This window comes from Winogradskyella ludwigii (assembly GCF_013403985.1).
Lineage (GTDB): Bacteria > Bacteroidota > Bacteroidia > Flavobacteriales > Flavobacteriaceae > Winogradskyella > Winogradskyella ludwigii.
The window spans coordinates 75627-102269 of record NZ_JABFDF010000002.1 but is presented as its reverse complement, the minus strand read 5'-3'; the positions used below and the strand labels follow the sequence as shown (position 1 = coordinate 102269).

Genomic DNA, 26643 nt, shown 5'->3' with positions numbered 1-26643 from the left:
AATTTTAAAATATATCATAAGTGTTTTGAATTATTTTAAGGTTTATATGGTGTAATTTAAAAAAAGCGCGCTTTTGAATGAACTAATCCTAGAACTAGAAGAAATTACTCCAAAAGAATTCTTTGGTGCACAAAATGCTAATATCGAATTACTTAAAAAGTATTTTCCAAAACTTAAAATTGTTGCTAGAGGCAATAAAATTAAAGCATATGGAGACGAAGACTTACTCGAAGAGTTTGATCGTAGAATGACCATGTTAATTAAGCATTTTTCAAAGTATAACAAGTTAGACGAAAACGTAATTGAACGCGTCTTAACAAGTCAAAGTAGCGACGATTATAACACATCGGCAAAAAGCGGAGACGTTTTAGTGCATGGAGCAGGAGGTAAACTCATAAAAGCACAAACTGCAAATCAGCGAAAGCTAGTAGAAAGTATGCGTAAAAACGATATGGTTTTTGCAATTGGCCCAGCCGGAACAGGAAAAACCTATGTCAGTGTTGCATTAGCAGTACAAGCCTTAAAAAATAAAGAAGTAAAGCGTATAATATTAACACGTCCTGCCGTAGAAGCTGGTGAGAATCTTGGTTTTTTACCAGGAGATTTAAAAGAGAAATTAGATCCGTATATGCAACCGTTGTACGATGCCTTGCGCGATATGTTTCCTGCAGAAAAGTTAGACAGTTACATAGAAAAAGGAGTCATTCAAATCGCACCTTTGGCCTTTATGCGCGGACGTACTTTAGATAATGCATTCGTGATTTTAGACGAAGGTCAGAACACCACACATGCACAAATGAAGATGTTTTTAACGCGTATGGGTAAAAACGCTAAGTTTATGCTAACTGGAGATCCTGGTCAAGTAGATTTGCCTCGTCGTTCGGTTTCCGGATTAAAAGAAGCTCTTTTAGTCTTAAAAAATGTAGAAGGTATTGGTATGGTTTATCTCGACGATAAAGACGTTATTCGTCATCAATTAGTAAAGAAAGTCATCGCCGCATATAAGAGTATAGAAAACAGAGAATAATATTATAAATTTTATTAGAAGCTATTTCCAGCTTTCCGCTATATCTTTTTATTTAATGATTTCTTCTCACTTTCGCTTCGCTCAGTGATCAACAAACCACCAAATGAAAAGGATGCCGCTGCAATCTGGGCTAGGGCTTAACATCACTTATATTATCATTATATAATGAATTTCATAATTCGGAACTAACAAACAATTAAACAGTAAACAACACAACGCCTACACGACAATGAACAATACCATTACAGAAACCAATTTCAATTTCCCAAAACAAAAAAGTTTTTATAAAGGAAAAGTAAGAGCAGTATACAACATTAACGATGAGCAATTGGTAATGGTTGCTACAGATCGCTTAAGTGCTTTTGATGTGGTGATGCCAAAAGGTATTCCGTATAAAGGGCAAATATTAAACCAGATAGCGACCAAGATGATGAAAGAAACCGAAGATTTGGTACCTAATTGGTTGGTAGCAACACCAGATCCCAATGTCGCTGTTGGTTATTTGTGTGAACCTTTTAAAGTAGAAATGGTTATACGCGGTTATATGTCTGGCCATGCAGCAAGAGAATATAAAGCAGGTAAACGCATACTTTGTGGTGTGGCAATGCCAGAAGGTTTAAAAGAAAACGACAAATTCCCAGAGCCAATTATTACACCTGCAACAAAAGCAGAAATGGGAGATCATGATGAGGATATTTCTAGAGAAGACATTCTTAAAAAAGGAATTGTTTCAGAAGAAGACTATATTATTCTTGAAGATTATACGAGAAAATTATTTCAACGCGGAACTGAAATTGCTGCCGCTCGTGGTTTAATTTTAGTAGATACTAAATACGAATTTGGTAAAACAAAAGACGGAAAAATTGTATTAATAGATGAGATTCATACACCAGATTCGTCACGTTATTTTTACGCAGATGGTTATCAAGAACGTCAAGATAGTGGAGAATCGCAAAAGCAATTGTCTAAAGAGTTTGTGAGACAATGGTTAATAGCTAATGATTTTCAAGGCCTAGAAGGACAAACGGTTCCTGAAATGAGTGATGACTATATTCAATCTGTAAGCGACCGTTACATTGAGTTGTACGAAAACATAACAGGAGATACCTTTGTAAAAGCAGATTTATCTGATATTCAAAACAGAATTGAAGCCAATGTTTTAGAGTATTTAGGCTAATTATTAATAGAAGTAATTATAAAAAAGACGTAAAAAAAATATTGTTTTTACGTCTTTTTTATGCGATAAACAGAAACTAATGGTCAAAGTAAATTAATTGTAGTTTTATATAAGCTATTTAAAATGAGAGAATTAAAGCAAGTTTGATTTCATAGTACTTGTATGATGCTCAACATGATAAGCCGTCCACATAATAATTTCTCTAACAGGCATTTTCCCCATTAAAGGATGCGGTAAAATCACAGTATCTAAATTTTTATCGCTAATACGTCTCGTTTTATACTGAAGTTTTTTTTCTTCAGTTTGTAATCTGTTTATAAGATATTGCTTGTCTATAAGTGCAGGGATCTTCATGTTTTGAGATCCTTTAAAGGTTGTGCCTTTTACATCGAGTAAACGTTCATGATAACGTTTTACAATAGCATCGTATGTTCTAACAGGTCGGTTTGCTTTTCCAAACTTTAAACGCAGTAAAAATTTAGGCATGCTTAAAGCATTGTTAAGTGGAATGATACTTTGTAATAAATGAAGCGTTTGTTGGCCTGTGGTCCATTTTCCTTTAGGTCCTTGAGTCCAAGCCTCGTCTGGTTGGTTTTCTAACCAAGTAATTAATTCAGCGTGTTTAGTTTCAATTAAATCTGCAATAGCATCTTTATCCATAGGAAAGAATTTGATAAAGAAAAGGTAGGCAATTTTATTGAATAGTTTATAAAGACTCACTTATTTTTAACGACGAATAACTAAAAATTATTCTTCAACTTCTTTCTCTTGAATTATAACTTTATCTTTCTTAAAAATAGGAACTAAATACGAAAGGTTCACGCCAAAACCACCACCAACACGGCTACTGTCGTACGTTCTATTATAACCTGGAATATAAAGGTTTTCGTAATTACTAGGTTCTTTTTCTGTAAGAAGAACTTTAAGTTGAAGATTAAATCCAGCAAAGAAATTATTAAATATTTCTGCTTTTAAGCCAATTTGTAACTCTGTCCAAAGTGCCGTTAAATCATTAAATTCTTGACCTTCAGCAACGTCAAAACGGTCTCCCCAATATTGGTTATTAATATCATAAACCGTATAATTGTTTAATGTTTGGTTAAATGTACTTGCACCAACACGGATTCCTGCAAAAATCATGTTCTCCATGTCAAGCCAGTTTTTGTAGAAATTCATATCTAAACCAACTTTAAAGTAACTACCCTTTGTAGTGTTGTTTAAAACTTCATTTTCTAGAACACGTTCTTCATTTCCAATTTCTCCAGCAATATAGATACGTTTGGTAAGACGATAATCTCCCATAATTTCAAATCCAGAGTAATCATCATCAAAAAACGTGCGTGCTAATTTACTAACATCGGCACCTAACCTAAGGCCATATTTTTGTTTAAAAACTAAGGTATCCTTTACTGTTTTTTTCTTGTCCTGTGCAAAAGCCACTGTAGAAAACAACAGCAGTAATATTACGCCTCTAATGATAGATACGTACATGTGTTGTGTTTTCATCTTTTATACTTTGTTGTGTGGTTTCTTCGATTTCTATATTAGCAATCCATTGATCAGTATCTGTCTCTCTTAAAACCCCTAAACTGTTGAAATAGCTAGAGTAACCGCAAGCTCTCGAGATATAAACAAACTCTGTGTTGTATGTGATTTCTATGATGTCTATATTAGAATTGGTTAAAGGATCTTCATCTTCAATTCTTAGATTCGTGTCTTTTTCTAAAACATAACGCACTGTTATTGGTGGTTGACCTTCAGGTCCAACAAGAAGAGGTAATGCTATTTTATTATTGTTTACATTAAAAACATAGGCGTCTTCATCATCATATTCCTTAATGATTTTGTCAGATTCTTCAATAGGTTCTGTTGTAACTCCATCCTCATCTGTAAAAATGCCTTCACGATAAACCGTAATTCTAGAAACATTTAATAATTCCTCAGTATCAGAAGCGTCATAGAATTCTATAATTAGTCTTGGAGTCGTTTCTGTAGCTGCAGAACAGATATCATCACGTTCACAATTAATTAACGCAATGGCTATAACTAGAATTAAGAATTTTAAGTTTTTCATTTACTTTTTCTCAAATAATACAACCGTTTCAATATGTGCTGTGTGCGGAAATTGATCTACCAAACTTAATTTATTGATGGTGTAACCCGCTTCCATTAATTGCTCAGTGTCTCTTGCTTGGGTTGCAGGATTACAAGATACATAAACCAAACGTTCTGCATTTAGGTTTATTATTTTTTTAAGGGTTTTAGGAGCAATTCCTGCTCTTGCAGGATCTAAGATGATAGTTCTTATTTTATTGGTGTATTCTGGATGTTCGGCTAAGAATTTACCAACATCTGCAGCATAAAATTTAAGCCCTTCAATATTATTACGTTTGGCATTCTCTTTGGCATCTTCAATGGCAGCTGCAACAATATCTACACCTACAATTTTAGTGTTTTCAGATTTATTGGCAATAATTTGACCAATAGTTCCTGTTCCGCAAAATAAATCAAGAACAACCGTATTGTCAACAGCTTCTTTGTTTTCTAAAGCATAATCGACCACTTTAGTGTATAATTTTTCAGCACATTTTGGGTTGGTTTGAAAAAAGCTCTTCATGCTAATTTCAAAATTTAAGCCTAATAATTCTTCTACAATTTTATCATCACCATAAACAAGAGAAATACTTCCTGTTGTGGCAATAGTTCTATCTCCAGTTTCATCATTAATGGTGTGTAATAAACCAGCAACGCGATCACCAAATAATCCAACCAAATAATTAGCAAATTTATCTAAATCAAATTCAGGTAAATCATAAGAAGTGGTAACTAAATTAAATAAGAGCTGATTGGTTTTAAACGATTTTCTGACCACAAAATATCTAAAGAAACCTTCCCTTTTTGGTGGATGCCAAGGTGCTAATCCGGTTTCTACACAATAGGCTTTAATGTCTTTTAATTGGTTTTCAAATTCGGCATCAAATAAACCAGAATCTTTCTTTAGGTCATCTCCACACCACCAAGTTCCACGTTTTTTAAATCCTAAAGTAAATTCATCTACATCAGTTTTTAAGTCGTGGTCATAACCAATGGCAGAAAAGCCATACTCCATTTTATTTCTATAATGAAAGGTGTTAGGTGAGGTTACAAATTCATCAAACTTATCTTCAATATCATCAACTTTACCAATACGTTTAAATAATTGTAGAGTACTTTCCTTTTTGTATTGATGTTGTTTTTCAATGGGTAAATTAATATAAGGTGCACCAGGAATAGTTTGGTAAGGCATATCAATTTCATCTTCCGATGGCTTTAAAACCTCAAAAAGTTTACCTTCAGCATACTTTTTACTGGTTTTTTTTATTTGAGTTTTTACCAACTGACCAGGTAATGTATTAGGAACGAAAACAACAAATTCGCCATGTTCATTTCTTATACGACCAATACCTTTACCACCAAAGGCATAATCTTCGATTAAAATATCAATGATTTCACCGCGTCTTACAAATTTATTCCGTTCTCTTTTTGGCATTTCTTATAATAATTAAGTAGCAAAGATAGGTGCATTTTTGCGAATAGTAAAGTTGAAAATGATGCTATTATTTCTGAGTTTATCACAAATAAAAAACGGCCTAGATTTCTCTAAGCCGCTTTAATTAATTAAGGGTGAAAAATTAGTTCTTATTAAATTTTTCTAAGATTTTTCCCATTTGTTTTCCTGCAGCTTCACGACCACCTAAACCGAAAGATAAAACCACTGTAAGTGCTACTGTTCCTAATGATATACCGAAAGCTAGATTTACAATTTCATCTGCAATTCCCATAGAACCTAAACCAATAGCTAAGAATATAGCAATGATGCTAATTTTTACAATAGAGACTACAAAAGGATTGTTTTTACTATTTAATGCTTTAGTGAATAGATTAGAAATAATTAAACCTAAACCAATAATTACAATTCCGAATAAGATTTTACCTGCATAAGCCAATACAGTATCAATGATTTCTGTGAGTTGTGTGAATTCTAATTTTTCAAAGGCTGTTAACATTCCAAATACAACGATAAGTGCATAAGCAATGTTAGATATTAATTTAGCAACACTTTTAGTTCCAACATATTCAGTCATGTTCATTTTAGAAACTAAACCATCTACATTAAGGCTTTGTAATAATTCTTTTAAAAGTTGAGCCACAAAGCGTCCAACAAAAACAAATATGATGATGATAATTGTAGCTACTAATATTCTCGGAATCGCTTCAAAAAATGAGCTTAACATTGATGTTGCAGGTTCTGAAATGGCTTTCATGTCTAAAATATGAAACGCAGAAATCAATAATGGTATAAATACAAATATGAAAACTACCTTTTTTAGAATTTTTACGACATCAAGGTTTTCAGGAAGCTTAAGTTTTGGTGTGAACTTTTTTATGGTATCACCAGATAATTCTACGAGTTCAGAAACTATTGTTGCTAACATATAGCCAATGTAAGCCACTAAACCAGCACCAATAATATTAGGAATGTAATTTGTAAATCCATTTAATAAGTTTTTTACGGGATCTAATACATCCGTTAAGCCTAATTTGCCTAGAGCTAACATAAAAACAAATATCATTACTAAAAAATAAAGGAGTTTACCAATAAAGGAAGACAACTTTAATGAAGAATTTTTCAGTTTGTCATCAATACCTGTTTTTTTTATCAGTTTTGTGGTCATTCGTTTTACAAAGCCAGCAATAAACCAACCGATAATTAGTATTAAAACGGCTGCAATTACACCAGAGAGGCTTTCTCCAAATGATGCTGTTAAGTTATTAAATAATTCTGTTAAGTAGTCCATGGTTAATTAAAATTGAATAGTTAATATTATATATTTGAGACACTTAATATTTTGAAAAGACACAAAAGAATGTAGAAGCCTACGGATTTGTAGACGGCTATGTCTTGCTAGTAAGTGAGTTTATAGTAGTTTACTAGGAATTTGATTTTTATAAAAAAGAAGTGGAATTAGTAAAATTAGATGTTAAAAAATGAAAACTAATTTATAATTGAAGCTTAATATTTATTAATTTGCACATTCTAGGGATGATTTCTTTCCCACGCTGAATTTTCGTTCTGATAGTTATCGGAATCTTCGAAAGGATAAAGGTAGATAAGGAACTCGCTAAGCGAGATTTAATTATTAATGTTTGCATTGTTTAGCAATGTTAAACGATGCCTTCTAAAGAGGCATAAACCTTAAATTATTTTTAAAAATGGCTGTTTTAGACCAATTAACATCGCAAGAAGCGATAGATTTAGAAAACAAGTATGGTGCACACAATTACCATCCATTACCAGTAGTACTGAGTAAAGGAGAGGGTGTTTTTGTTTGGGATGTAGAAGGTAAAAAGTATTACGATTTTCTTTCAGCATATTCTGCAGTAAACCAAGGACATTGTCATCCAAAAATTGTTGGAGCAATGACTGAGCAAGCAAAAACTTTAACGTTAACCTCAAGAGCATTTTATAATGATGTATTAGGTAAGTTTGAAAAATATGCAACGGAAACGTTTCATTTTGATAAGCTTTTACCAATGAACACAGGAGCAGAAGCTGTAGAAACGGCTTTAAAATTGTGTAGAAAATGGGCTTATGAAGTAAAAGGTATTGATGAGAATGAAGCTGAAATTGTAGTGTGTGAAAATAACTTCCACGGAAGAACAACTACTATTATTTCGTTTAGTAATGATCCTGTAGCGCGTAAAAACTTTGGACCATACACTAATGGATTTATAAAAATTGAATACGATAATTTAGAAGCTTTAGAAACTACTTTAAAGAATAATCCTAATGTTGCAGGTTTCTTAGTAGAACCAATTCAAGGTGAAGCAGGCGTTTACGTGCCAAGTGAAGGTTATTTAGCCAAAGCAAAAGCCTTATGCGAAAAGTTTAATGTATTATTTATTGCAGACGAAGTGCAAACTGGTATTGCAAGAACAGGTCGTTTATTAGCAACTTGTGGTAACTGTAGTTGTGCAGATAAGCATTGTTCTGGTACACCAGAAGTTAAAGCTGATATTTTAATTTTAGGTAAAGCCTTATCTGGAGGAGCATATCCTGTTTCTGCGGTTTTAGCAAATAACGACATCATGGATGTTATAAAACCAGGGAACCATGGTAGTACATTTGGAGGGAATCCGGTTGCTGCAGCTATTGGTATCGCAGCATTAGATGTTATTAAAGACGAAGGATTAGCAAATAATGCACAAGAATTAGGAGAATTGTTTAGAGCAGAATTATCTAAATTTATTGAAACAAGTTCTATTGTAAATGGTGTTCGCGGTAAAGGATTGTTGAATGCGATTTTAATAAATGATACAGAAGATAGTGATACCGCATGGAATATCTGTATGAAATTAAGAGATAACGGTTTGTTAGCAAAACCAACACATGGTAATATTATTCGTTTTGCACCACCTTTAGTAATAACAGAAGTACAATTATTAGATTGTGTGTCTATTATAACAAAGACATTAAAAACATTTGAAGCTTAATAAAGCTTTTAAATAAGCATAAAAAAAGCGATTTTCAATTAAGAAAATCGCTTTTTTATTTATAAAAAATAAGACTATTGAGGTCCCATCATTTCTTGCAGTTTTTGTTGCATTAATTCTTGATCTTGCATAGTATCCCATCCAAAAGTAGTAATTATCCAAACGTAAAATAAAACCATAGCAATACTTAAAACTACACCAATAATTCCCATTATTTTTCCAGCTTTTACATTTCCAAAACCAGAAAAGCTTTCAGGTGATTCTGTGTAAACTTTAGTGGCTTTTCCAGCAAGTACTATTGCTACAATTCCAAAAATTAATCCTGGCAAACCATAACAGCAGCAGCCAATAATTGATAAAATTCCCATTACAAGGACTAAGGTTCCATTAGGGATTTGTTGTTTTTCCATGTTTTATTTGTTTTTAGTTGATTAAAAAGGTCTTTAAAATAAAGCTCGTTACAATAATACTAATATTTAGGATAAATAACCCTAAAATAATCCGATGACCATTCTTAAATTGAAATTTAAGGTGAAATATCAGGAAAGTGAATAGCATAATAAGAGAATATATAGCTGGATACATATAAAAAGCGGCTATAAAATCTCCTTTTAAAATTAATGAGATAGATCTCTGCATACCACAGCCCATACAATCTACATTAAAAGTTTGCTTCCATAAACATGGCAGCATATAATCATCAAGTCCTTTTGCGAATATTAACATGGCGCTAAATTAAGAATTTGCTAAATACTTTAGTAATTACATTAAATAATTTTTCTAATCCTTACTTTTGCTCATATTAAATGATGCGTTATGAATATATCTAGAACCCTAAATTTTATCTGTATTGTGGTTGGTGGCTTAATTGCCTTTTATGCACAAGCACAAGAGGAGCAAAACACTTATATACTACTAGGTGGTATCATGTTACTAATGTTTGGTATTTATAGAACGTCTAGAAATATTCCTAGTAAGTTTGATAAAGAGGAAGAATCTTTTATTAAAACAGATAAAGAAGATGAAATTTAAAGTTGGAGATCATATTGAAACTTTAGATGATAATATTTCAGGTGTTATAACAAAGATTTCAGATAAAACAATAACAATTGAAGATAGTGATGGTTTTAACTTACAGTTTGAAGCTAACGAACTCATGTTGTCGTCCTCAGGAAACTCTCTTGAAAATGCAGTTTACAATACCGATTTTGAAGCTGTAAAAAGAGAAAAGGCTTCTAAAAAACGAAAGTCTGCACCAACAATAAAACCAAAAGAGCGACATGCACCAAAGTTTGAAGTCGATTTACATATTCATCATTTAACAAAATCATCCAAAAGGATGTCTAATTTTGAGATGCTTAATCTACAATTAGATACAGCCAGAGGTCAATTAGAGTTTGCTATGCGTAAACGTATTCCTAAAATTGTATTTATACATGGAGTAGGGGAAGGAGTGCTTCGCCAAGAGTTAGAAACGCTTTTTAGTCGTTATAATAATGTGCGGTTTTATGATGCAGATTATAAAACCTACGGATTAGGTGCTACAGAGGTTAGAATTCTTCAAAATATAGAACCTTAAGTAATCAATCGTAATCTTCTGGATCGAATTCTGGAATAGTAAAGGTTAATGTTCCTAGATCAATATTTGATGTTCTAAAAATTGTTAAATCAGTATTTTCAATGGTAAAGGTCATTGTCACTGTTCTAGTATATACATTTTCAAAGGCGTCGTAATCTTCGTTAGTATCTGGTATATATGCTATAGCTTCTTCACTGTTAAGGTAAAGTTGTACAAGAACTCCGTTTACAGTTACTCTATCGTCGTTAGGGCCATTTTCTCCATTAGCATCTTCATAACGTGTTAAAATTCCGTCACCATCGTCATCAGGATCCAAATAATCAGGAAGATCATCACTGTTTGTTGGATGATCTGCATCAGTGTTTAAAGGGTTAGTTAAAGGATCTCCATCTCCATCTTCATCCAATTCGTCTAGTTCATCTTCTGTTAATACATTATCTCCATCATCATCTATGTCTAAATAATTAGGAATACCATCTCCATCAGTATCTAAAGAATCGATATAAATACCATCTTCGTTTGGTAATCCTGAAATGCCTTCATCTTCATTAGGTACTCCATCGTTATCATCATCTTCTATGGTCGTAGTAATGTAAACATCACCAGAACCTGCTTCATAGTCTTCTCTTATGGTTAAATCTGAAGGGGAAACAACAGCACAAATATCATCAGAAGTTAACTCTCTATTATAGGTTCTGTAAATAAAACGAATGGTACTCTCATCAATCGTTAATTCTTCAGGAGTTCCTTCTGTAGTTGCAAACGCAAATAGTGCATCATTAGTCGTAGATTTCGGAAAAATTAAAAGCAGTGCTTCACTTGGGTCTTCGCGCGTATCATAAACAAGGTGGTAATCTTCAAAATTTTCACATTGCTCTAATTCTTCATCAAAATCCAAATCAATAGTTAGGATATCTCCATCATCACAAGCGACTAAAAAGAGTAAACAAAATAGGATATAAAAACGCTGTAGCATAGATTCAATTTTAAACAAAAATAAAGGATTTGTAAAATTATAACGCTCCATTAACTAAATAATTTTATTTACAATATTTTTGCGGTCAGCCAAATTTAAGTTTTGTTTTAATTCAATGTGTTTTTAGTTGAAAATTCGGAGCTTAATAAATGTAAAGACGAGTTAAAGATGAAGCAAATATATTTAGACAATGCCGCAACAACAGCAATAAGACCAGAAGTTATAGTGCGCATGACGGAAGTCTTACAAGCTAACTATGGCAATGCATCATCTACACATAGTTTTGGACGTTCTTCTAAAGCGCTTTTAGAACAATGCAGAAAAAACATCGCTTCGTATTTTAACATTAATGCATCAGAAATTGTTTTTACTTCTGGTGGTACAGAAGCAGATAATTTAGCATTACGAAGTGCTGTTAGAGATTTGGGAGTTACAGAAATTATTCTTTCTAAAATAGAACATCATGCCGTTTTACATACTGCAGAGCAATTGCAAAAAGAGTATAATGTAGCACTTAAGTTTGTAGATTTAGAAGATTGTGGTTCAATTAATTATTCGCATTTAGAAGCTTTATTAAAATCTAGTGATAAAGCCGTGGTGAGTTTAATGCACATTAATAATGAAATTGGTAATATTTTAGACCTAGAACGTGTTGCTGAACTTTGCAAGATTAATAAGGCGTTGTTTCATACAGATACTGTGCAGTCTATTGGTCATTATAAAATTGATTTAAAAACCATTCCAATAGATTTTTTAGCGGCAAGTGCACATAAGTTTCACGGACCAAAAGGAGTTGGATTTTGTTTTATTAGAAAAGAATCAGGATTAAAACCATTGATTTTTGGTGGTGAGCAGGAACGAGGTTATAGAGCAGGTACAGAATCTATACATAATATTGTTGGTATGGATGAAGCTTTAAAAATAGCTTATCAAACTATTGAAGAAGATAAAAAATACGTTTCAGGCTTAAAGAGTTATTTTATTGAGCAAATAAAAAAACATTTACCTAATGCGAGTTTTAATGGAGGTTGTGAACATGCTGAAAGCACCTATACCTTAGTCAATGTCTGTTTGCCAATTGCACCAGAAAAAGCATCGATGTTACAGTTTCAACTCGATTTAAAAGGAATTGCTTGTTCAAAAGGAAGCGCTTGCCAAAGTGGTAGCAACCAATCATCACACGTGTTATCTGCAATTTTAAATGATGAAAAATTAAAGCAACCTTCAGTCCGTTTTTCTTTCAGTATTTATAATACTAAGGAAGAGTTAGATTATGTGATTAACGTTTTAAGTGAATTTGTTAAGCCAAAAGATGCTTAAAATAAATTCACTCAGTTATTTCTAATTTTATGACTTCTAATTCTTAACAATTATCTTTTGCGATATTGCTTCAGTATTAGAATTAAAAGCGACGTTTACAACATAAACACCATCACTTAAACGTAACGTAGGTAAATTATAGTTGTTTTCTATAGCAGTCAATTGTAATTGAGAGATGCGTTTACCAGTAACATCATAAATTTCTATAGTCTTAATATCTAAGCCGTTTGGATTATTTACAGTAAGCTGATGAAGCGAATTACTTTGATTGATAGTTAATGCGGTTGTGTCAAATTCTTTAACGCTTAACGCCTGAGACATAAAAACAATAGTAAAACGATCGGTATAGTTTCCAGGTTCTATGTTTAAGCTATAATCTAAATTTCTAAGGTTAACATAAGTGTCATTTTCATTGTCATGAATGTAAATACCTTGAGTATCATCAAAATTCTGAATGTCAAATATTCTGAAACGTAAAGGTTGCTGTTGCTCAATATTAACGGCTAACGGAATAGTGAGCGCTTCTTCAAAAGGAAAGGCTTGAGCAGAATATACTTTTTCATCCAACGAAAAATAAGCATCTGAGGCAGAACTTTCTGTACGAATCAATTCTAAACCATAATCGAAACCAGCCGTTGCAGAATCATTGAAATTTAAAACCAATTGTCTTGTGTATTCTGCTTCATCAACAGTGAAATCTACATTGATTCTAAACCTTTTATAATCTTCAGGAACAATAGAAAGGCCGTTCTCTTGATATTGAATACCAGTAACCTCGTTAGTGTTATTATCATTATTGTTTCTGAAAAAAGTACTGTTTCCATCAGATTCTTTAGCGAACGTGCGATGTGAGTTTTTGGTATAGACTGTTGCTGGAGTTCCTGGTGTCCCAGTAATACCTTCAACCATAAATCCTTGTCCTACGGGAATATATCTTCCTGCTAATTTAGAACCAAAAGTTGGTGTTGGTAAAGGAAAGCTATTGTCTTCTTCATCATAAGTCCTAAATTCTGCAGGTGTATCTGTAATCACCGTTCCTGAGGCATTAATTGTAAACGAATAATAACCACCTCTGTAATCTTGCAATACATGTGAACTCACAGCTCCATCTTGCTCCCAATACTGTAATGTGCCAGTAATAGAAGTTTGGTTATCTACATCGTGAATAAAAGCCGCAGCATCTATAGCGCTTGGATAAGGGTTTCCTACTAAAGTATTTAAACCATTAGCAACATCATTACCAATAGTACCATTATTAGGTTTGCCTCTAAAATCGTAAACTTGACTTCCTGTTAATCCCGTCCCATTTCCTTTCATTGTAAAACCAAGACCTGGCTTAATATTTCCGGCAGCACCTGCAAAAACCCAATCGATATATTGTTCTGACGTTTGATAAGTCCACAGCCAACGCTTTGCTATTCCTAGAGGGCTAGATGTCCCATCATAACCAGCAATAAATAAAGCATCTGTACTAGATGTTAGTCCTAAAGGATCACCTGAAGAAGGAATTCCTGTGGCATCATCAATTAAATTAACGCGTGCATCTTCATTCCCAAAAGCGGCAGAATTATTTCCAACAGGTGAGCACCAATAATTATAACTCCATTGATTTACATTTCCTGTTTGATAAATACTGAGTTCTCCAGTACCAGAATTACCAGTAGATCCATTACCTTGAAGTAATTGGGCTTCGTCTCTAAGATATATTTTTGAATTTGCATCGTCAATATTAACATCGTCAGTGACATAAACGTATTGATTTTTTACAAATAGATAAGCATCATTTTGAACACTAAGTTGCGCAAAGGCTATATTACCGCAAAGTAAGACTAAAGAAAAGAGGGATAATTTCATGATTCTTAATTTTAAACTAAAGTTTATAAGAATAACTTAAAGAAACTTAGTTAGTCAAAAATAAGGAAATTAACTTATTTCTTTTTGCTGAATTCACTCAAAAGCATTCTCTTATCGTTTAAAAAGAAGAATATTATCTAAAAACGCGTAGATAATCTGATATTAAAAACACGAGGAGTCAAGTAATTTGGAATAGCATATTGTTGTTTGCTATAAACATCTCTAACCCATGTATTGGTAATAGAGTTTTGATTGTTAAACATGTTGTAAATTTCAAAACCAATAGAAAGTTCTTTCACAGATTTTTTCCATTTTGCTTCGTAGGTTTTCTCAGGGTTTACCAATTGGTAGGAGATCCCTAAATCTGCACGTCTGTAATCTCGTAAACGTATTTGGTAGTTGTATGGATCTGCGTAACTAGGCGAACCTCCTGGAACACCAGTATTATAAACTAAATTTAAATACATTTTTAAGTCTGGCATGTTAGGAACATAATCCTGAAATAATGCTCCAAACTTTAATCGTTGATCTGTAGGCCTTGCAATATAACCACGATTATCAATGTTTTCTTCGGTTTTTAAATATCCAAAACTAAACCAAGATTCTGTTCCTGGTACAAACTCGCCATTAAGTCTTAAGTCTAAACCGTAAGCATATGCTTTGGCATTATTGTCTGCACTATAACGAATTCTAACATTTTCTAAAGTGTACGGATTAACATCAGACATACCTTTATAATAGGCTTCTGTAACTAATTTGAATGGTCTATCCCAAATTTCGAAACTATACTCGTTACCCAAAACAATATGAAATGACTTTTGTGCTTTTACATTAGGTTGCACTGTTCCTGAAGAATCTCTTAACTCTCTATAAAATGGAGGTTGATAATATAAACCAGCTGCAACTCTAAAAAGCATGTCCTTTTCCCAATTAGGTTTAATAGCAAACTGTGCTCTAGGACTAATTACAGTTTGTGTTTTACTATCTATAATGCCATCTCCACTTACATTCCAAGTGTGTGTTCTTACACCTGCATTATAAAATACCTCGTTTCCATTCCAGTCTGTTCGCTTGCTATATTGTACAAAAGCTTGAAGTCTGTTTATTTGTATACGGTTTGTTGCTCTAATATCTTCAAAAGCCACTAATGGTCCAGAAAAAGGCTCATAAGGTTGCGGGTTAGTTTGACTAATAATTGGAGGTCTAATAGAAAAACCTGCAGAATCAATAACTTCATATTCTACTAAACGGTCTCTAATGTCTTCGTTAGTGTATTTTACAGACCATTCTAGAGTGGTTTCATCATCAATTTTATAATCTCCTCTATGTTCAGCATTCACAATAAAAGCATCTAGATCGTTACGAGCATGTGTAAGTTGTCCGCCAATACCTTCACTAAATTCAACTTCTCCTAAATTTTCATCACCAATATTAGTGTTTACTTCTCCTAAACGGTACTGTGCTAATATGTCAAAGTATTCTTGTTCTGTGGTATGATATGCTGAGGCTATAAGTTTAAGTGTGAGATCATCACTAGCAAAATAATTTGCTTTAAAAGCACCAAAAGCAGTTTGGTATTGATCTTTTTCTTGACCTTCATAAAAGACTAAAAGTGCGACAGGATCTTGTAAGGTACCAAAATTAGTTTGTCTGTTTTCAGGTTGAAAGTTGTATTTGTTTGATGAGATGTTTCCTAAGAAATTCAAATGAAATTTACTCGAAAAACGATAGGTTAAATAGGTTTGTGCATCTGCGAAAACAGGTTCTACATTACCTTCGGTCTCAAGACTATTTAATAATAAACTGTTGTCTCTGTAGCGCACCCCTGCAATACCTGAAAACTTTCCATCTTTTGAAACGGTTTCTGCTGTAAGGCTTCCTCCTAATAAACTTAAATCGGCTCTAATTCCAAAACTTACAGGATTACGATATGTAATATCTAAAACAGAAGATAGTTTATCTCCAAATTTTGCCTGAAAACCACCTGCTGAAAAATCAACATTATGAACCATATCTGTATTTACAAAACTTAAACCTTCTTGGTTACCTGAACGAATTAGAAATGGTCTATACACTTCGATCTCATTGACATAAACAAGGTTCTCGTCAAAATTTCCACCACGAACAGAGTATTGTGTACTTAATTCATTAGAAATATTAACACCAGGTAATGTTTTTAAAATATTTTCTACTCCTGGTTGTGCACCTTTAATTGTTCTAATCATTTGTGGAGATATAGAAGTAACACCATCTACAGATTGTCTTGTATTGGTGTTAATAACAACGGTTGCAATTTGTTCTACATCAATAAGCATTACAGGATTATATTCTATTTCTTGACCGTTTTTTAGATTAAATTTCTGTTCAATACGTTTATGAGAAATATGTGTGAATATTACCGTGATTTCAACACCAAAAGGAATTTTAAGTTCGTAAAAACCATTGCTATTGGTAGCAGTTCCTTCTCCTGTACTAGCCTTTATGTTAATGCCTTCTATAGGAGTGTTGCCTTCGTCTAAAATAACACCTCTAATAATTGCAGATTGCGAAAAGGAAAGACTACTAAAAAGTAAACTGAGTAAGATTATAAAATGTAAGCGTTTCAAATGATTTAATTTTTCTTAGTTGGTATGAAATACGATTGTAGGTTTCAATTGTATTTTACTATATGTTTATAATAATAACTTAAAACACGTTCGCCACTAAATTTGTAAATAGGCTTTGTTCTAGAAGTGAAACGGTAATAAATGTAAAATATTTCTATTTTCTGAAAAATGTTGCTTCAAATGTAGAACTATTTCCAACATTATCAGTTACAATTATTTTTAATTCGTTGTTAGTGTCTTTAACAATGTTATCATTAAAATCGTGTATTAAGGTTTTGGTTTTATAGTCATATTCCATTAAAATCCATTTTCCATTTACTGTAGCTCTGTATTTACTAATGCCAGTTAATTCGTCTTCAATTTTTACTTTAAGATAACGGTATTTACTGATCCATTTTTTATTCTGAAAATTAATAGGTTTTATAGTTGGAGGTTCAGTATCCATAGATAAAGCAAAGGTTCCTAAAGATTTACTTCTAGCGGTTAATATGGAACCTTTACGTGTGGTATAAACGTAGTATGGTTTTTTGTAGCTGCCATAAAATCGAGCAATATAAAGTTTGTCTTGGTCTTCTGCTTTGAAATTGCTTAAGTCATAATTGATGTAAAAATTTTTCTGCATGGGAATTTTATCTTCACCCAAGAAAATGGTGTCAGAACTTACTTTGTAATCAATATAACTATCGTCATATAATGTATTCTCATAAAAATTAACCGTAATATTCCCAGAATTTAAAGTCGTTGGTTGGTCGCTAGATACAAGTGTTTTATGAGATGTGTCTACTATAGTATCTAGCTCAAGCGTTTTAAATTTTCCGTTAACAGGAATAACAACCCAAGTCTCGTTTTCGTGGTAATCTCTTATTCTTACTTTATAAACAGAAGAAGTACTGTCTTCAATTTTAACATAACCATTATCGTAAGCGTCTTTATATAAGCTTAATGGATTGTTTTTTTCTATAAAGAGTTTTTGAACTCTAGATTTTTTTCTTTTAAAATATTCATAATCAACAAGACGATTAATGTGTTTTGTTTCATCGAAACTAAAACGTTTAAAATCTATTTCTAAGCTTTTATTGCCATTAAAAAACGTTTGAATATTACTAACACCATTCTTGTTTGGCGCTAAATCTTGTTTATCATTAGAACTTACTCCAAAACCGATATTTCCATATGCTGAAATTTTTTCTACTTCATAATCACCTGTTTTTAGTGGGATTAATCGCAGTTGAACGCGTTCGTTTTTACCATTAATAATGGCATTTTTGTCTTTAGGATATGCAAAGACTGAATTTACATAAGGAGCTTTAGTATCTTTTACCTGCATGCCAAAAAGTAGCGGATTCATTGGCCGTTCTTCATTATCTCTAATTTCAAAATGCAAATGTGGTCCACCAGAACTGCCTGTATTACCTGAAAAGGCAATAATTTCGTCAGGAACAACTAAAAGTTCTTCGCTATGCGGAAACACTTCTACTTCATAGCTTTCTTTATCGTATTGGCATTGTTTTATATACGCTTCTAAACGTTTAGAAAACTTTTGAAGATGACCATAAACGGTTGTGTAACCATTAGGATGTGTTATATAAATGGCTTTTCCGTAGCCAAAATGAGAAATTTTAATTCTACTGATATATCCTTCTGCAGCAGCGTAAACTTTTAAACCCTGTGTTTGTTTTGTTTTAATATCTAAGCCACCATGAAAATGTGTTGACCGTAATTCGCCAAAAGTTCCTGCAAGAACAAGAGGAATATCTAGTGGTTCTCTGAAATAATCTTGAGGATATTCAGACTGACTATGTAATGAAAGGGTTAGTAAAAAGAGGATTAAAAAATGTTTCATATATAGGACTAATACAGCTAAAGTATTAATTTGGTTGCGATTTACAAGTGTTAACAACGTATTATTTTTTTCAATAGTTTAATTCGTTTGAAGTTTTAAGGATTATAAAAAATAAATGTAAAAGAATTGTGTTTTTTTCATTTGGTATGTTAACTTTGTTTTAAATGTATTGAATTGCTTTAATGAGTAAAATAGAAGACATTGTTGATGCGTTAGAGAATAAAATCAGTAAGATTTTGCACAAGCAAGAGGTTTATAAACAAACCAACGCTAAACTCTCTGAACAATTGAAACAGCAACAAGAAAAACTATTGGAGCAGCAAGAAGAAATTGCAGCTTGGGTTGAAAAACATGACACACTCAAAATGGCAAATTCAATGCTTGGTAGTGACGAAAATAAACGAGAAACAAAGCTCAAAATAAATGCACTTATAAGGGATATTGATCATTGTATTGGTCAGCTTTCTGAGTAATGTTGTAAATTGAAATATTAATGCCAGAACAATTAAAAATTAAACTTTCTATTGCGAATAGAGTTTATCCGTTAACGATAAACCCTAGTCAAGAAGAAGGTTTGCGTAAAGCCACAAAAAAAATTGAGGCTATGATTGGGCAATTTGAGCAGAATTATTCTGTAAGAGATAAGCAAGACGTTTTGGCCATGTGTGCCTTGCAATTTGCAGCTCAAGTAGAGCAAAAGTCAATAGATAAAGAGTATGTAAATGAAGAAGTACAAGAGAAGCTAGAAGCTTTAAATGAACTTTTAAATGCGCATATTTAACTCGTACGTTCTTTAAAATACAAAAGGTTACTGCCTACATTTGTTACATTTTTTGATAAACTCAACGATCAATTCTTTAAAAAGGGTGAGTTTAAGTTGTAAAATCGTGCTGTTAGTGCTGAACTCGTTTCAGTATCTTAGACAGATTTTTGATCATCTTGTTAGCCCTAAACTTGTTTTTAAGGAGTTTATACAAAACCGATAACTTATGTAGGCTTTTTTATACACTAAAACTAAATAATAAACATGGACACTACAATTTTATATATTGTTGGAGGAGTAATAGTAGGATTAATACTAGGATATATTATAGCTAAATCTTTAGAAAAAGGAAAGGCTTCAAAAATAATCGCTAATGCAGAAAGCGAATCTAAATCTATTTTAAAACAAGCAAAATTAGATGGAGAATCACTTAAAAAAGATAAAATATTACAGGCTAAAGAAAAATTTATTGAGCTTAAATCAGAACACGAAAAAGTAATTTTGTCTCGCGACAAAAAAATGGCCGAATCTGAAAAACGCATTAGAGATAAGGAATCTCAAATCTCTAATGAACTTAATAAATCTAAAAAATCGAATCAATCTTTAGACAGTAAGATTAAAGATTATGATTTTAGATTAGAATTCCTTGATAAGAAACAAGAAGAAATAGAGAAATCACACAAGAATCAAGTTAAGCAATTGGAGGTTATTTCTTCTCTATCTGCAGAAGAAGCTAAAGAACAGTTAGTGCAATCTCTCAAAGAGGAAGCTAAAACTGATGCAATGGGCTTTATTCAAAATCATATAGAAGAAGCAAAATTAACAGCGCAACAAGAAGCTAAGAAAATTATAATTAATACCATTCAGCGTATTGGTACAGAAGAAGCGGTAGATAACTGTGTTTCTGTATTTAATATTGAATCTGATGATGTTAAAGGTAGAATTATTGGTAGAGAAGGACGAAACATTAGAGCGATTGAGGCAGCAACTGGTGTTGAGATTATTGTAGATGATACTCCAGAAGCAATTATCTTATCGTGTTTTGATTCTGTAAGACGTGAGATTGCGCGTTTATCGTTGCATAAATTAGTAACAGATGGAAGAATACATCCTGCTAGAATTGAAGAAGTTGTTAAGAAGACGGAAAAACAAATTGAGCAAGAAATAATAGAAGTTGGTAAGCGTACGGTTATAGATTTAGGAATTCATGGTTTACATCCTGAATTAATTAAAATGGTAGGTCGTATGAAATACCGTTCGTCTTATGGACAAAATTTATTACAACACTCGCGTGAGGTTGCGAAGCTTTGTGGCGTAATGGCTGCAGAATTAGGATTGAATCCTAAATTAGCAAAACGTGCTGGTTTGTTACATGATATAGGAAAAGTACCATCGTCTGAAACAGATGTAGAAACTCCACACGCTATTTTAGGAATGCAGTGGGCAGAGAAGCATGGTGAAAAACCAGAAGTATGTAATGCTATTGGTGCTCACCACGACGAAATAGAAATGACATCGTTATTATCTCCAATTATTCAGGTGTGTGATGCTATTTCAGGTGCTAGACCAGGTGCAAGACGTCAGGTTTTAGATTCTTACATACAACGTCTAAAAGACTTAGAAGATGTTGCTTTTGGTTTTAGTGGTGTAAATAAAGCTTATGCTATTCAAGCAGGTAGAGAATTACGTGTTATCGTAGAAAGTGAAAAAGTATCTGATGAAAGAGCCGCAAGCTTATCGTTTGAGATATCACAAAAGATTCAAACAGATATGACGTATCCAGGTCAGGTTAAAGTGACTGTGATTAGAGAAACTAGAGCAGTTAATATTGCAAAGTAGATATTAACGTATTAATAGATATAAAAAAAGCACTCTTTAATTAGAGTGCTTTTTGCTTTTTAAAAGTTAATGAGAAGGCTGTACCTTCATTAAGTTTACTTTCTACTTCAATTACTCCGTGTAGAGCTTCTACTTGCGTTTTTGTAATATAAAGACCAATACCTCTAGAGTCTTCTCGGTCAGTCTCGTGAAATGTTTTATACATTTCGAACATTTGTTTATTATACTTATTCATATCAATACCAATACCATTATCAGAGATTAGTATTTTCACTGTGTCTTTTGAATGTATCGATTGAATAATTATTTGAGATTCTTTATTTGGGTCGGAGTATTTTATTCCGTTAGAAATCAGGTTGTAAAAAATACTCTCTAAATAAGATGTATTAGTTAAAAGTACTTCGTCTTTTCTTAAAGCATTGTGTATGGTTACTCCTTTGTTAGAACTATCTAATTTGAGACTTTCTATAACCTTGCTACTGCAATTATATAAACTAACACGCTCGTTAAGTTGATTGGTATGTGCTTTAGATTTTATACTTATAATATCATCTAAATCTACTATGGTAGAAGTTAAAGATTCTGAAATTGTTTTTAAGTGATTAACAAGTTCTACTTTTTCTGTTTCTTTCGTAGCATCATCATAAAACTCAAGAATGTTTTTAAGATTACCAATATGAGTTTTTAGATTGTGAGAAACTATATGTGTAAAATTATGTAAACGTTTATTTTGACTTGTTATTAATTGAAGGTTTTCGTTCAGTTGATTCTCGTGCTTTTTGCTCTTAGTAATATCTGAGTGTGTGCCAATAATGAGTAAGGGTTTATTATTACTGTCTCGTTCAATGACTTTACCTTTATCTAAAATCCATTTGTAGTTTCCATCTTTAGATTGAATGCGATATTCGTTTTCGTAGATATCAACTTCACCTTTTAAATGAGAATTAAACTTATTAAAGTATACTTCTTTATCTTCTGGATGCACTCTATTATCCCAAACTTCAGATTTGTTTTTTAATTCATCATCGTTAAAGCCAAGCATTTTTTTAGACTCTTTTGAATAGTATACTTTATTGGATTTTAAATTCCAGTTCCAAATACCAACATTAGAAATTTCTAAAGCAATCTTATGATTCTGATCGCTCAGTAATTGTGTTGAAATATTGTTTTTTTTATAAGCACCTGACAGGTAATGCTTTAAATTAAGACTAGGGAATTTCATTGTTCAGCTCTTTATTTTAAGACACAGTTTGATGTATTGAGTCACAAAAAAAACGACACTAATTAAGTGTTATTTTCTTGGATGAAATTTGTTTAAAACGTCACTTAAATGAGAGCGGTCAACATGCATGTATATTTCAGTTGTTGTAATACTTTCATGGCCAAGCATCATTTGTATGGCTCTTAGATCTGCTCCGTTCTCTAATAAGTGTGTTGCGAATGAATGTCTAAAAGTGTGTGGTGAAACGTTTTTATGTAATCCAGTTTTTTCTACGAGTTTTTTTATAATTGTAAAAATCATTGCACGTGTTAATTGGCTTCCTTTGTAATTTAAAAAAAGAATGTCTTTAGAGTTGGGTTTCACATCAATGTGGTTTCTAATGGCTATCCAAATATTAATAAATTTTTGAGTGGTTGGTCCAATAGGAACAAAACGTTGTTTGTCTCCTTTACCTGTAACTTTAATAAAGCCTTCTTCAAAAAATAAATCGGATATCTTTAAGTCTATCAATTCACTGACTCTTAGACCACAACTATATAGCGTTTCAATAATTGACCTATTGCGCTCACCTAAATTAACTCCATTATATTGGTAGTTTAAGTCTATGCTATTAATTAGGTCATCAATATCAGAAAGAGATAAAGTGTCTGGTAGTTTTCTACCTATTCTAGGAGATTCAATGAGGTCTAATGGGTTTGTAGTTCTGTAATTTTCAAAAATTAGATAGTCAAAAAAATTACGAAGACCAGAAATTAATCGGGCTTGAGATCTTGGGTTTATAGATTTTGAAATGGTATAAATAAAATCTTTAATAATATTAGTATCTATAGTAATCGGAGATACTTTAATCGAATGGTCATTAAGATATAAGGTGAGTTTTTTTATATCATAACTATAATTTTCAATAGAATTTTTAGACAATCCGCGTTCTATTTGAAGATAATGTGCATAATCTGTTAATGCTTGCTGCCATTTCATGGTCTAAAGATAATACAAATCAGGTAAATACGGATTAAAATAAAAAACGCCTTTCTCATTAAAGAAAGGCGTTATATAATAAGGTGAAAATTTCAGTCTAGAAAAAGTCACTTTGAAAACCACCATCTGTTGGGTAATCTCCAGTAATAATATCTATAAGATCTATAACAGCCCAAACAAAAAGGCCACCAAGAGTAAGAATAAATAAGATATTCCAACCAATTGGGCTACCTAAATACCATCTGTGAGCAGCAAAACCACCAAGAAATATCCATAATAATAAAGCAACACCTTGACTTTTCTGTGACGAAGAAGCTGCAGGTGAAGACATAGGCTCTTCTGAATCTTCAACAGCTACATTTGCAGAAACAGTTGCGGCTGCAGCACGAGAAACAGGAAAAGATGCGTAGCTATTTGAAAAAGCTAAAAAGGTAACAAAAAAGGTAAGTAATAGTTTAAATTTCATATCTAATTGATTTAAGTTTGTTTATCAATATTAAATATTTTATGAAAAAATTCCTACTACTTTCTCTTTTTATTTTTTTAGGTACAATTTATAGTAACGCTCAATCATCAAATGATTATGTTGGTGCCATTAAATTAAATGATACTTCTGTGATAACTTACAGAGTTAATTTTAAAATATTAAAAGGTGTTGTTTCAGGTTATTCTTTAACAGACTTGCATGGAGATCATGAAACAAAATCTACTATAAAGGGCAGTTATGATGAAAATACGAAACTCTTTTCTTTTTATGAAACAGGAGTTATTTATACAAAGTCACCAGTGTCACAGAATGATTTTTGTAATATTTATTTTCAACCTATAAAAGTCGATTTTGCCAAAAACAAAGATATTAAAGGTAAGTTTTATGGTAAATTTAGTGATGGTACTAAATGTATTGATGGAGAAATATTTCTGAATGCTATAGAGAAAGTAGAAAAAAGAATGGCTAAGGTCTCTAAGAAAATAAATAACTCTAAGAAAGTAGCAGATAGTATTAAAGAGAAGTTTAATAATCTTAAAATCCTTGATACTATAAACCTAAATGTTTTAAAGAAAAATGAAATTACATCAGTTTTAACAACATCAAAAACTATTAAATTTCATTTATATGATGGAGGTAAAGTAGATCAGGATGTTATAACGCTTTTAATAGATGGTAAGATTGTTTTATTAAACCATGAAATTTCTGATAAAAAAGAAATTGTCGAAGTTCCTGTTCTAAAAGATAATACACGAATTACAATAATCTCTAAATCAGAAGGAACTATAGGTACGACTACAGCAGTCATAGAAATCGTTGATGCTATTAATACCATAAAAACGGTAACTAGTTTAAATAAGGGAGAGCAAACCGAAATAGATGTGGTAAGAAAATCTAATTGATCAAAACATGGATTAGATTTTCTAATTATGAATTATTACTTTTTCAAGCTATAAAAACAGAAATTTATCGATTTTAGATGCCGTGTTATTAAGTATTGCATTTGGATTATTACCGAATTATTAAGCAAGTAAAAAAGAGAGGCTAAAAAGCCTCTCTTTTTTTGTTAAAACAATGAAGAATTATAATTAATTTGAAGTATTTAATAGTGAATTATTAGAGTTGAATTTTATAGTTTTTTTATTCCGATGTTGACTTTCTCGTTTAGAGCATTTTAGAGAGTTTTTAGGGTTTAAAAACTTAAATTATCGATGAAAAACACTAATTTTTAACATTTAATGGAATTATCCAACAAGGGAAAACTACTACTTTTGCCGACCAAATTAATTTTAAAATAAATACAAATTATGAAAAAATTATTATTTACAGCTGCAGTTGCAGTATTAGGATTTACAAGTGTAAGTGCACAAGAAGAAGTTAAGACTTACAGTTTTGCTGAAGGTGATATCTTCATTGAAGGTATGGTTGGTTTTAGCAATACAAATGACAAAAATACTGAAGACAAAACATCAAACTTTAACATTAGCCCAAAAGTAGGTTATTTCATGAGCGAAGATTTAGCTATTGGTGGTGAACTTTCTTTTCAGTCATTTAAATCTGAAATTGGTGGTGTAGATGCTGCTGATGCTTCTGGTTTCGGTGTAGGTGTTTTTGCACGTTATTACTTTTTAGATTTAGGTGAGCGTTTTAAAACTTTTACTGAATTTGGTGTTGATTATGGTAGCTTAAATGACAAGAGTGGATCAGAAGATGTTAAATTAAACAGTTTTAATGCAGGTTTAGATTTAGGTATTAACTATTTTGTAACTGAAAAAATCGCTTTAACTTTCGGTTTAAAGAATGTATTATCTTTCTCTTCATCTAAATATGATTTTGATGGTGCAGAAGCTGTATCAGAATTTAACTTAGGTTTTGGTGATGTTGCTAACCCATTTGGTGGAACAGCTAACTTCGGTATCTTATTCAAGTTATAAGACTCAAAACAATTTATTATATTAAAAACCGAAGCTAACGCTTCGGTTTTTTTATGCTTATATTTTAATATCTTTACTTTATGAAGCAACTTATTATCATTAATGGACCCAATTTAAATCTTTTAGGTAAACGTGAACCTGAGATTTATGGGCATCAAACGTTTAAAGAGTATTTGGAAGACTTAAAATTAAAATTTCCAGAGGTGTCTATAGATTATTTTCAGTCAAATATTGAAGGCGAACTTATAACTAAACTGCAAGATGTTGGTTTTTCTTATGATGGAATAATTCTTAATGCAGCCGCTTATACTCATACATCTGTTGGTATTGGAGATGCTATTAAAGCCATTACGACTCCTGTTGTAGAGGTGCATATTTCTAATACATTTTCTAGAGAAGAATTTAGGCATCAATCTTATATTTCTCCAAATGCAAAAGGTGTCATTTTAGGTTTTGGGCTTCAGAGCTATGAGTTGGCTATTACTAGTTTTTTAAAGGTTTAAA

At 32.0% G+C, this 26643-nt stretch carries 26 protein-coding genes and 1 other RNA gene; 13 read left to right on the top strand and 14 right to left on the bottom strand.

The window, feature by feature from the left end; translation table 11 throughout:
* Window positions 1-73: 73 nt before the first annotated feature.
* Window positions 74-1027: a PhoH family protein gene (locus HM981_RS06410; protein WP_179337786.1), complete on the top strand. Its 954-nt coding sequence runs from the start codon at window positions 74-76 to the stop codon at window positions 1025-1027.
* A gap of 229 nt (window positions 1028-1256) precedes the next feature.
* The gene (locus tag HM981_RS06405) at window positions 1257-2204 is read left to right on the top strand and encodes a phosphoribosylaminoimidazolesuccinocarboxamide synthase (protein ID WP_179337785.1); all 948 of its coding nucleotides are present in this window, start codon (window positions 1257-1259) and stop codon (window positions 2202-2204) included.
* A gap of 132 nt (window positions 2205-2336) precedes the next feature.
* On the opposite strand, the gene HM981_RS06400 is transcribed toward HM981_RS06405, so the two are convergent.
* The 5 genes from HM981_RS06400 to HM981_RS06380 form a co-directional block, all read right to left on the bottom strand.
* On the bottom strand, window positions 2337-2864 hold the full coding sequence (locus tag HM981_RS06400) for a DinB family protein (RefSeq protein ID WP_179337784.1): 528 nt from the start codon (window positions 2862-2864) through the stop codon (window positions 2337-2339).
* 87 nt (window positions 2865-2951) lie between these two features.
* Window positions 2952-3710 carry a DUF6048 family protein gene (locus HM981_RS06395; protein WP_246286161.1) on the bottom strand — a complete coding sequence of 253 codons (759 nt, stop codon included), beginning with the start codon at window positions 3708-3710 and terminating at the stop codon, window positions 2952-2954.
* A complete protein-coding gene (locus tag HM981_RS06390) occupies window positions 3676-4278 on the bottom strand; it encodes a DUF6452 family protein (protein ID WP_179337783.1) in 603 nt (200 codons plus the stop codon). Before HM981_RS06390 ends, HM981_RS06395 begins: the two co-directional genes overlap by 35 nt.
* Window positions 4279-5733, bottom strand: coding sequence for a 23S rRNA (uracil(1939)-C(5))-methyltransferase RlmD (gene rlmD, locus HM981_RS06385; protein WP_179337782.1), 1455 nt, complete (start codon window positions 5731-5733; stop codon window positions 4279-4281). It lies immediately after the preceding gene.
* Window positions 5734-5875: 142 nt separating this feature from the next.
* Entirely contained in the window at window positions 5876-7042 is a 1167-nt protein-coding gene (locus HM981_RS06380) for a mechanosensitive ion channel (protein WP_179337781.1), read from the bottom strand.
* Between the two features lie 415 nt (window positions 7043-7457).
* Here HM981_RS06380 and rocD point away from each other — a divergent pair, with 415 nt between their 5' ends.
* A complete protein-coding gene (gene rocD / locus HM981_RS06375; RefSeq protein ID WP_179337780.1) occupies window positions 7458-8738 on the top strand; it encodes an ornithine--oxo-acid transaminase in 1281 nt (426 codons plus the stop codon).
* A gap of 74 nt (window positions 8739-8812) precedes the next feature.
* On the opposite strand, the gene HM981_RS06370 is transcribed toward rocD, so the two are convergent.
* Entirely contained in the window at window positions 8813-9148 is a 336-nt protein-coding gene (locus tag HM981_RS06370; protein ID WP_179337779.1) for a CCC motif membrane protein, read from the bottom strand.
* A 13-nt stretch (window positions 9149-9161) separates the two neighbouring features.
* A complete protein-coding gene (locus HM981_RS06365; RefSeq protein ID WP_394351704.1) occupies window positions 9162-9377 on the bottom strand; it encodes a DUF2752 domain-containing protein in 216 nt (71 codons plus the stop codon).
* Window positions 9378-9554: 177 nt separating this feature from the next.
* Here HM981_RS06365 and HM981_RS06360 point away from each other — a divergent pair, with 177 nt between their 5' ends.
* Window positions 9555-9770 carry a hypothetical protein gene (locus tag HM981_RS06360; RefSeq protein WP_179337778.1) on the top strand — a complete coding sequence of 72 codons (216 nt, stop codon included), beginning with the start codon at window positions 9555-9557 and terminating at the stop codon, window positions 9768-9770.
* The gene (locus HM981_RS06355) at window positions 9760-10317 is read left to right on the top strand and encodes a Smr/MutS family protein (RefSeq protein ID WP_179337777.1); all 558 of its coding nucleotides are present in this window, start codon (window positions 9760-9762) and stop codon (window positions 10315-10317) included. The genes HM981_RS06360 and HM981_RS06355 overlap by 11 nt, the downstream gene beginning before the upstream one ends.
* A 4-nt stretch (window positions 10318-10321) precedes the next feature.
* Here the strand turns inward: HM981_RS06355 and HM981_RS06350 are convergent, their stop codons facing one another.
* A complete protein-coding gene (locus tag HM981_RS06350) occupies window positions 10322-11293 on the bottom strand; it encodes a hypothetical protein (RefSeq protein ID WP_179337776.1) in 972 nt (323 codons plus the stop codon).
* A 168-nt stretch (window positions 11294-11461) separates the two neighbouring features.
* On the opposite strand from HM981_RS06350, the gene HM981_RS06345 reads away from it, so the two are divergent.
* The gene (locus HM981_RS06345) at window positions 11462-12613 is read left to right on the top strand and encodes a cysteine desulfurase family protein (RefSeq protein ID WP_179337775.1); all 1152 of its coding nucleotides are present in this window, start codon (window positions 11462-11464) and stop codon (window positions 12611-12613) included.
* A 36-nt stretch (window positions 12614-12649) separates the two neighbouring features.
* On the opposite strand, the gene HM981_RS06340 is transcribed toward HM981_RS06345, so the two are convergent.
* The 3 genes from HM981_RS06340 to HM981_RS06330 all read right to left on the bottom strand — a co-directional run bounded on the left by HM981_RS06340 (window position 12650) and on the right by HM981_RS06330 (window position 18916).
* Window positions 12650-14467, bottom strand: coding sequence for a T9SS type A sorting domain-containing protein (locus tag HM981_RS06340; protein WP_179337774.1), 1818 nt, complete (start codon window positions 14465-14467; stop codon window positions 12650-12652).
* Window positions 14468-14604: 137 nt separating this feature from the next.
* Window positions 14605-17073: a TonB-dependent receptor gene (locus tag HM981_RS06335; RefSeq protein WP_179337773.1), complete on the bottom strand. Its 2469-nt coding sequence runs from the start codon at window positions 17071-17073 to the stop codon at window positions 14605-14607.
* A gap of 154 nt (window positions 17074-17227) precedes the next feature.
* A complete protein-coding gene (locus tag HM981_RS06330; protein WP_179337772.1) occupies window positions 17228-18916 on the bottom strand; it encodes a M23 family metallopeptidase in 1689 nt (562 codons plus the stop codon).
* A 182-nt stretch (window positions 18917-19098) separates the two neighbouring features.
* On the opposite strand from HM981_RS06330, the gene HM981_RS06325 reads away from it, so the two are divergent.
* From HM981_RS06325 to rny, 4 genes are all read left to right on the top strand, one after another.
* On the top strand, window positions 19099-19389 hold the full coding sequence (locus HM981_RS06325; RefSeq protein WP_179337771.1) for a hypothetical protein: 291 nt from the start codon (window positions 19099-19101) through the stop codon (window positions 19387-19389).
* A 20-nt stretch (window positions 19390-19409) separates the two neighbouring features.
* Window positions 19410-19697, top strand: a complete 288-nt coding sequence (locus HM981_RS06320) for a cell division protein ZapA (protein ID WP_179337770.1) — start codon at window positions 19410-19412, stop codon at window positions 19695-19697.
* 59 nt (window positions 19698-19756) lie between these two features.
* A non-coding RNA gene (gene ssrS / locus HM981_RS06315) (6S RNA) lies at window positions 19757-19887 on the top strand.
* Window positions 19888-19943: 56 nt separating this feature from the next.
* On the top strand, window positions 19944-21518 hold the full coding sequence (gene rny / locus HM981_RS06310; RefSeq protein ID WP_179337769.1) for a ribonuclease Y: 1575 nt from the start codon (window positions 19944-19946) through the stop codon (window positions 21516-21518).
* A gap of 40 nt (window positions 21519-21558) precedes the next feature.
* Here the strand turns inward: rny and HM981_RS06305 are convergent, their stop codons facing one another.
* From HM981_RS06305 to HM981_RS06295, 3 genes are all read right to left on the bottom strand, one after another.
* Window positions 21559-22740 carry a sensor histidine kinase gene (locus HM981_RS06305; protein ID WP_179337768.1) on the bottom strand — a complete coding sequence of 394 codons (1182 nt, stop codon included), beginning with the start codon at window positions 22738-22740 and terminating at the stop codon, window positions 21559-21561.
* 69 nt (window positions 22741-22809) lie between these two features.
* The gene (xerA, locus tag HM981_RS06300; protein WP_179337767.1) at window positions 22810-23718 is read right to left on the bottom strand and encodes a site-specific tyrosine recombinase/integron integrase; all 909 of its coding nucleotides are present in this window, start codon (window positions 23716-23718) and stop codon (window positions 22810-22812) included.
* Window positions 23719-23815: 97 nt separating this feature from the next.
* Complete coding sequence (locus HM981_RS06295; RefSeq protein WP_179337766.1) at window positions 23816-24184, bottom strand: TM2 domain-containing protein; 369 nt, start codon at window positions 24182-24184, stop codon at window positions 23816-23818.
* 41 nt (window positions 24185-24225) lie between these two features.
* Between HM981_RS06295 and HM981_RS06290 the strand changes: the two genes are divergently transcribed.
* From HM981_RS06290 to aroQ, 3 genes are all read left to right on the top strand, one after another.
* Entirely contained in the window at window positions 24226-25107 is an 882-nt protein-coding gene (locus tag HM981_RS06290) for a hypothetical protein (RefSeq protein WP_179337765.1), read from the top strand.
* A gap of 405 nt (window positions 25108-25512) precedes the next feature.
* Complete coding sequence (locus HM981_RS06285; RefSeq protein WP_179337764.1) at window positions 25513-26139, top strand: outer membrane beta-barrel protein; 627 nt, start codon at window positions 25513-25515, stop codon at window positions 26137-26139.
* An 80-nt stretch (window positions 26140-26219) separates the two neighbouring features.
* Window positions 26220-26642, top strand: a complete 423-nt coding sequence (gene aroQ / locus HM981_RS06280) for a type II 3-dehydroquinate dehydratase (RefSeq protein WP_179337763.1) — start codon at window positions 26220-26222, stop codon at window positions 26640-26642.
* Window position 26643: the final 1 nt, after the last annotated feature.

Excerpts from the sequence above, each read along its gene's own strand:
- HM981_RS06405 (WP_179337785.1), top strand. The coding sequence starts at position 1,257 with ATGAACAATACCATTACAGAAACCAATTTCAATTTCCCAAAACAAAAA.
- HM981_RS06400 (WP_179337784.1), bottom strand. The coding sequence starts at position 2,864 with ATGGATAAAGATGCTATTGCAGATTTAATTGAAACTAAACACGCTGAA.
- HM981_RS06395 (WP_246286161.1), bottom strand. The coding sequence starts at position 3,710 with ATGAAAACACAACACATGTACGTATCTATCATTAGAGGCGTAATATTA.
- HM981_RS06390 (WP_179337783.1), bottom strand. The coding sequence starts at position 4,278 with ATGAAAAACTTAAAATTCTTAATTCTAGTTATAGCCATTGCGTTAATT.
- rlmD (WP_179337782.1), bottom strand. The coding sequence starts at position 5,733 with ATGCCAAAAAGAGAACGGAATAAATTTGTAAGACGCGGTGAAATCATT.
- HM981_RS06380 (WP_179337781.1), bottom strand. The coding sequence starts at position 7,042 with ATGGACTACTTAACAGAATTATTTAATAACTTAACAGCATCATTTGGA.
- rocD (WP_179337780.1), top strand. The coding sequence starts at position 7,458 with ATGGCTGTTTTAGACCAATTAACATCGCAAGAAGCGATAGATTTAGAA.
- HM981_RS06370 (WP_179337779.1), bottom strand. The coding sequence starts at position 9,148 with ATGGAAAAACAACAAATCCCTAATGGAACCTTAGTCCTTGTAATGGGA.
- HM981_RS06365 (WP_394351704.1), bottom strand. The coding sequence starts at position 9,377 with ATGCAGAGATCTATCTCATTAATTTTAAAAGGAGATTTTATAGCCGCT.
- HM981_RS06360 (WP_179337778.1), top strand. The coding sequence starts at position 9,555 with ATGAATATATCTAGAACCCTAAATTTTATCTGTATTGTGGTTGGTGGC.
- HM981_RS06355 (WP_179337777.1), top strand. The coding sequence starts at position 9,760 with ATGAAATTTAAAGTTGGAGATCATATTGAAACTTTAGATGATAATATT.
- HM981_RS06350 (WP_179337776.1), bottom strand. The coding sequence starts at position 11,293 with ATGCTACAGCGTTTTTATATCCTATTTTGTTTACTCTTTTTAGTCGCT.
- HM981_RS06345 (WP_179337775.1), top strand. The coding sequence starts at position 11,462 with ATGAAGCAAATATATTTAGACAATGCCGCAACAACAGCAATAAGACCA.
- HM981_RS06340 (WP_179337774.1), bottom strand. The coding sequence starts at position 14,467 with ATGAAATTATCCCTCTTTTCTTTAGTCTTACTTTGCGGTAATATAGCC.
- HM981_RS06330 (WP_179337772.1), bottom strand. The coding sequence starts at position 18,916 with ATGAAACATTTTTTAATCCTCTTTTTACTAACCCTTTCATTACATAGT.
- HM981_RS06325 (WP_179337771.1), top strand. The coding sequence starts at position 19,099 with ATGAGTAAAATAGAAGACATTGTTGATGCGTTAGAGAATAAAATCAGT.
- HM981_RS06320 (WP_179337770.1), top strand. The coding sequence starts at position 19,410 with ATGCCAGAACAATTAAAAATTAAACTTTCTATTGCGAATAGAGTTTAT.
- rny (WP_179337769.1), top strand. The coding sequence starts at position 19,944 with ATGGACACTACAATTTTATATATTGTTGGAGGAGTAATAGTAGGATTA.
- HM981_RS06305 (WP_179337768.1), bottom strand. The coding sequence starts at position 22,740 with ATGAAATTCCCTAGTCTTAATTTAAAGCATTACCTGTCAGGTGCTTAT.
- xerA (WP_179337767.1), bottom strand. The coding sequence starts at position 23,718 with ATGAAATGGCAGCAAGCATTAACAGATTATGCACATTATCTTCAAATA.
- HM981_RS06295 (WP_179337766.1), bottom strand. The coding sequence starts at position 24,184 with ATGAAATTTAAACTATTACTTACCTTTTTTGTTACCTTTTTAGCTTTT.
- HM981_RS06290 (WP_179337765.1), top strand. The coding sequence starts at position 24,226 with ATGAAAAAATTCCTACTACTTTCTCTTTTTATTTTTTTAGGTACAATT.
- HM981_RS06285 (WP_179337764.1), top strand. The coding sequence starts at position 25,513 with ATGAAAAAATTATTATTTACAGCTGCAGTTGCAGTATTAGGATTTACA.
- aroQ (WP_179337763.1), top strand. The coding sequence starts at position 26,220 with ATGAAGCAACTTATTATCATTAATGGACCCAATTTAAATCTTTTAGGT.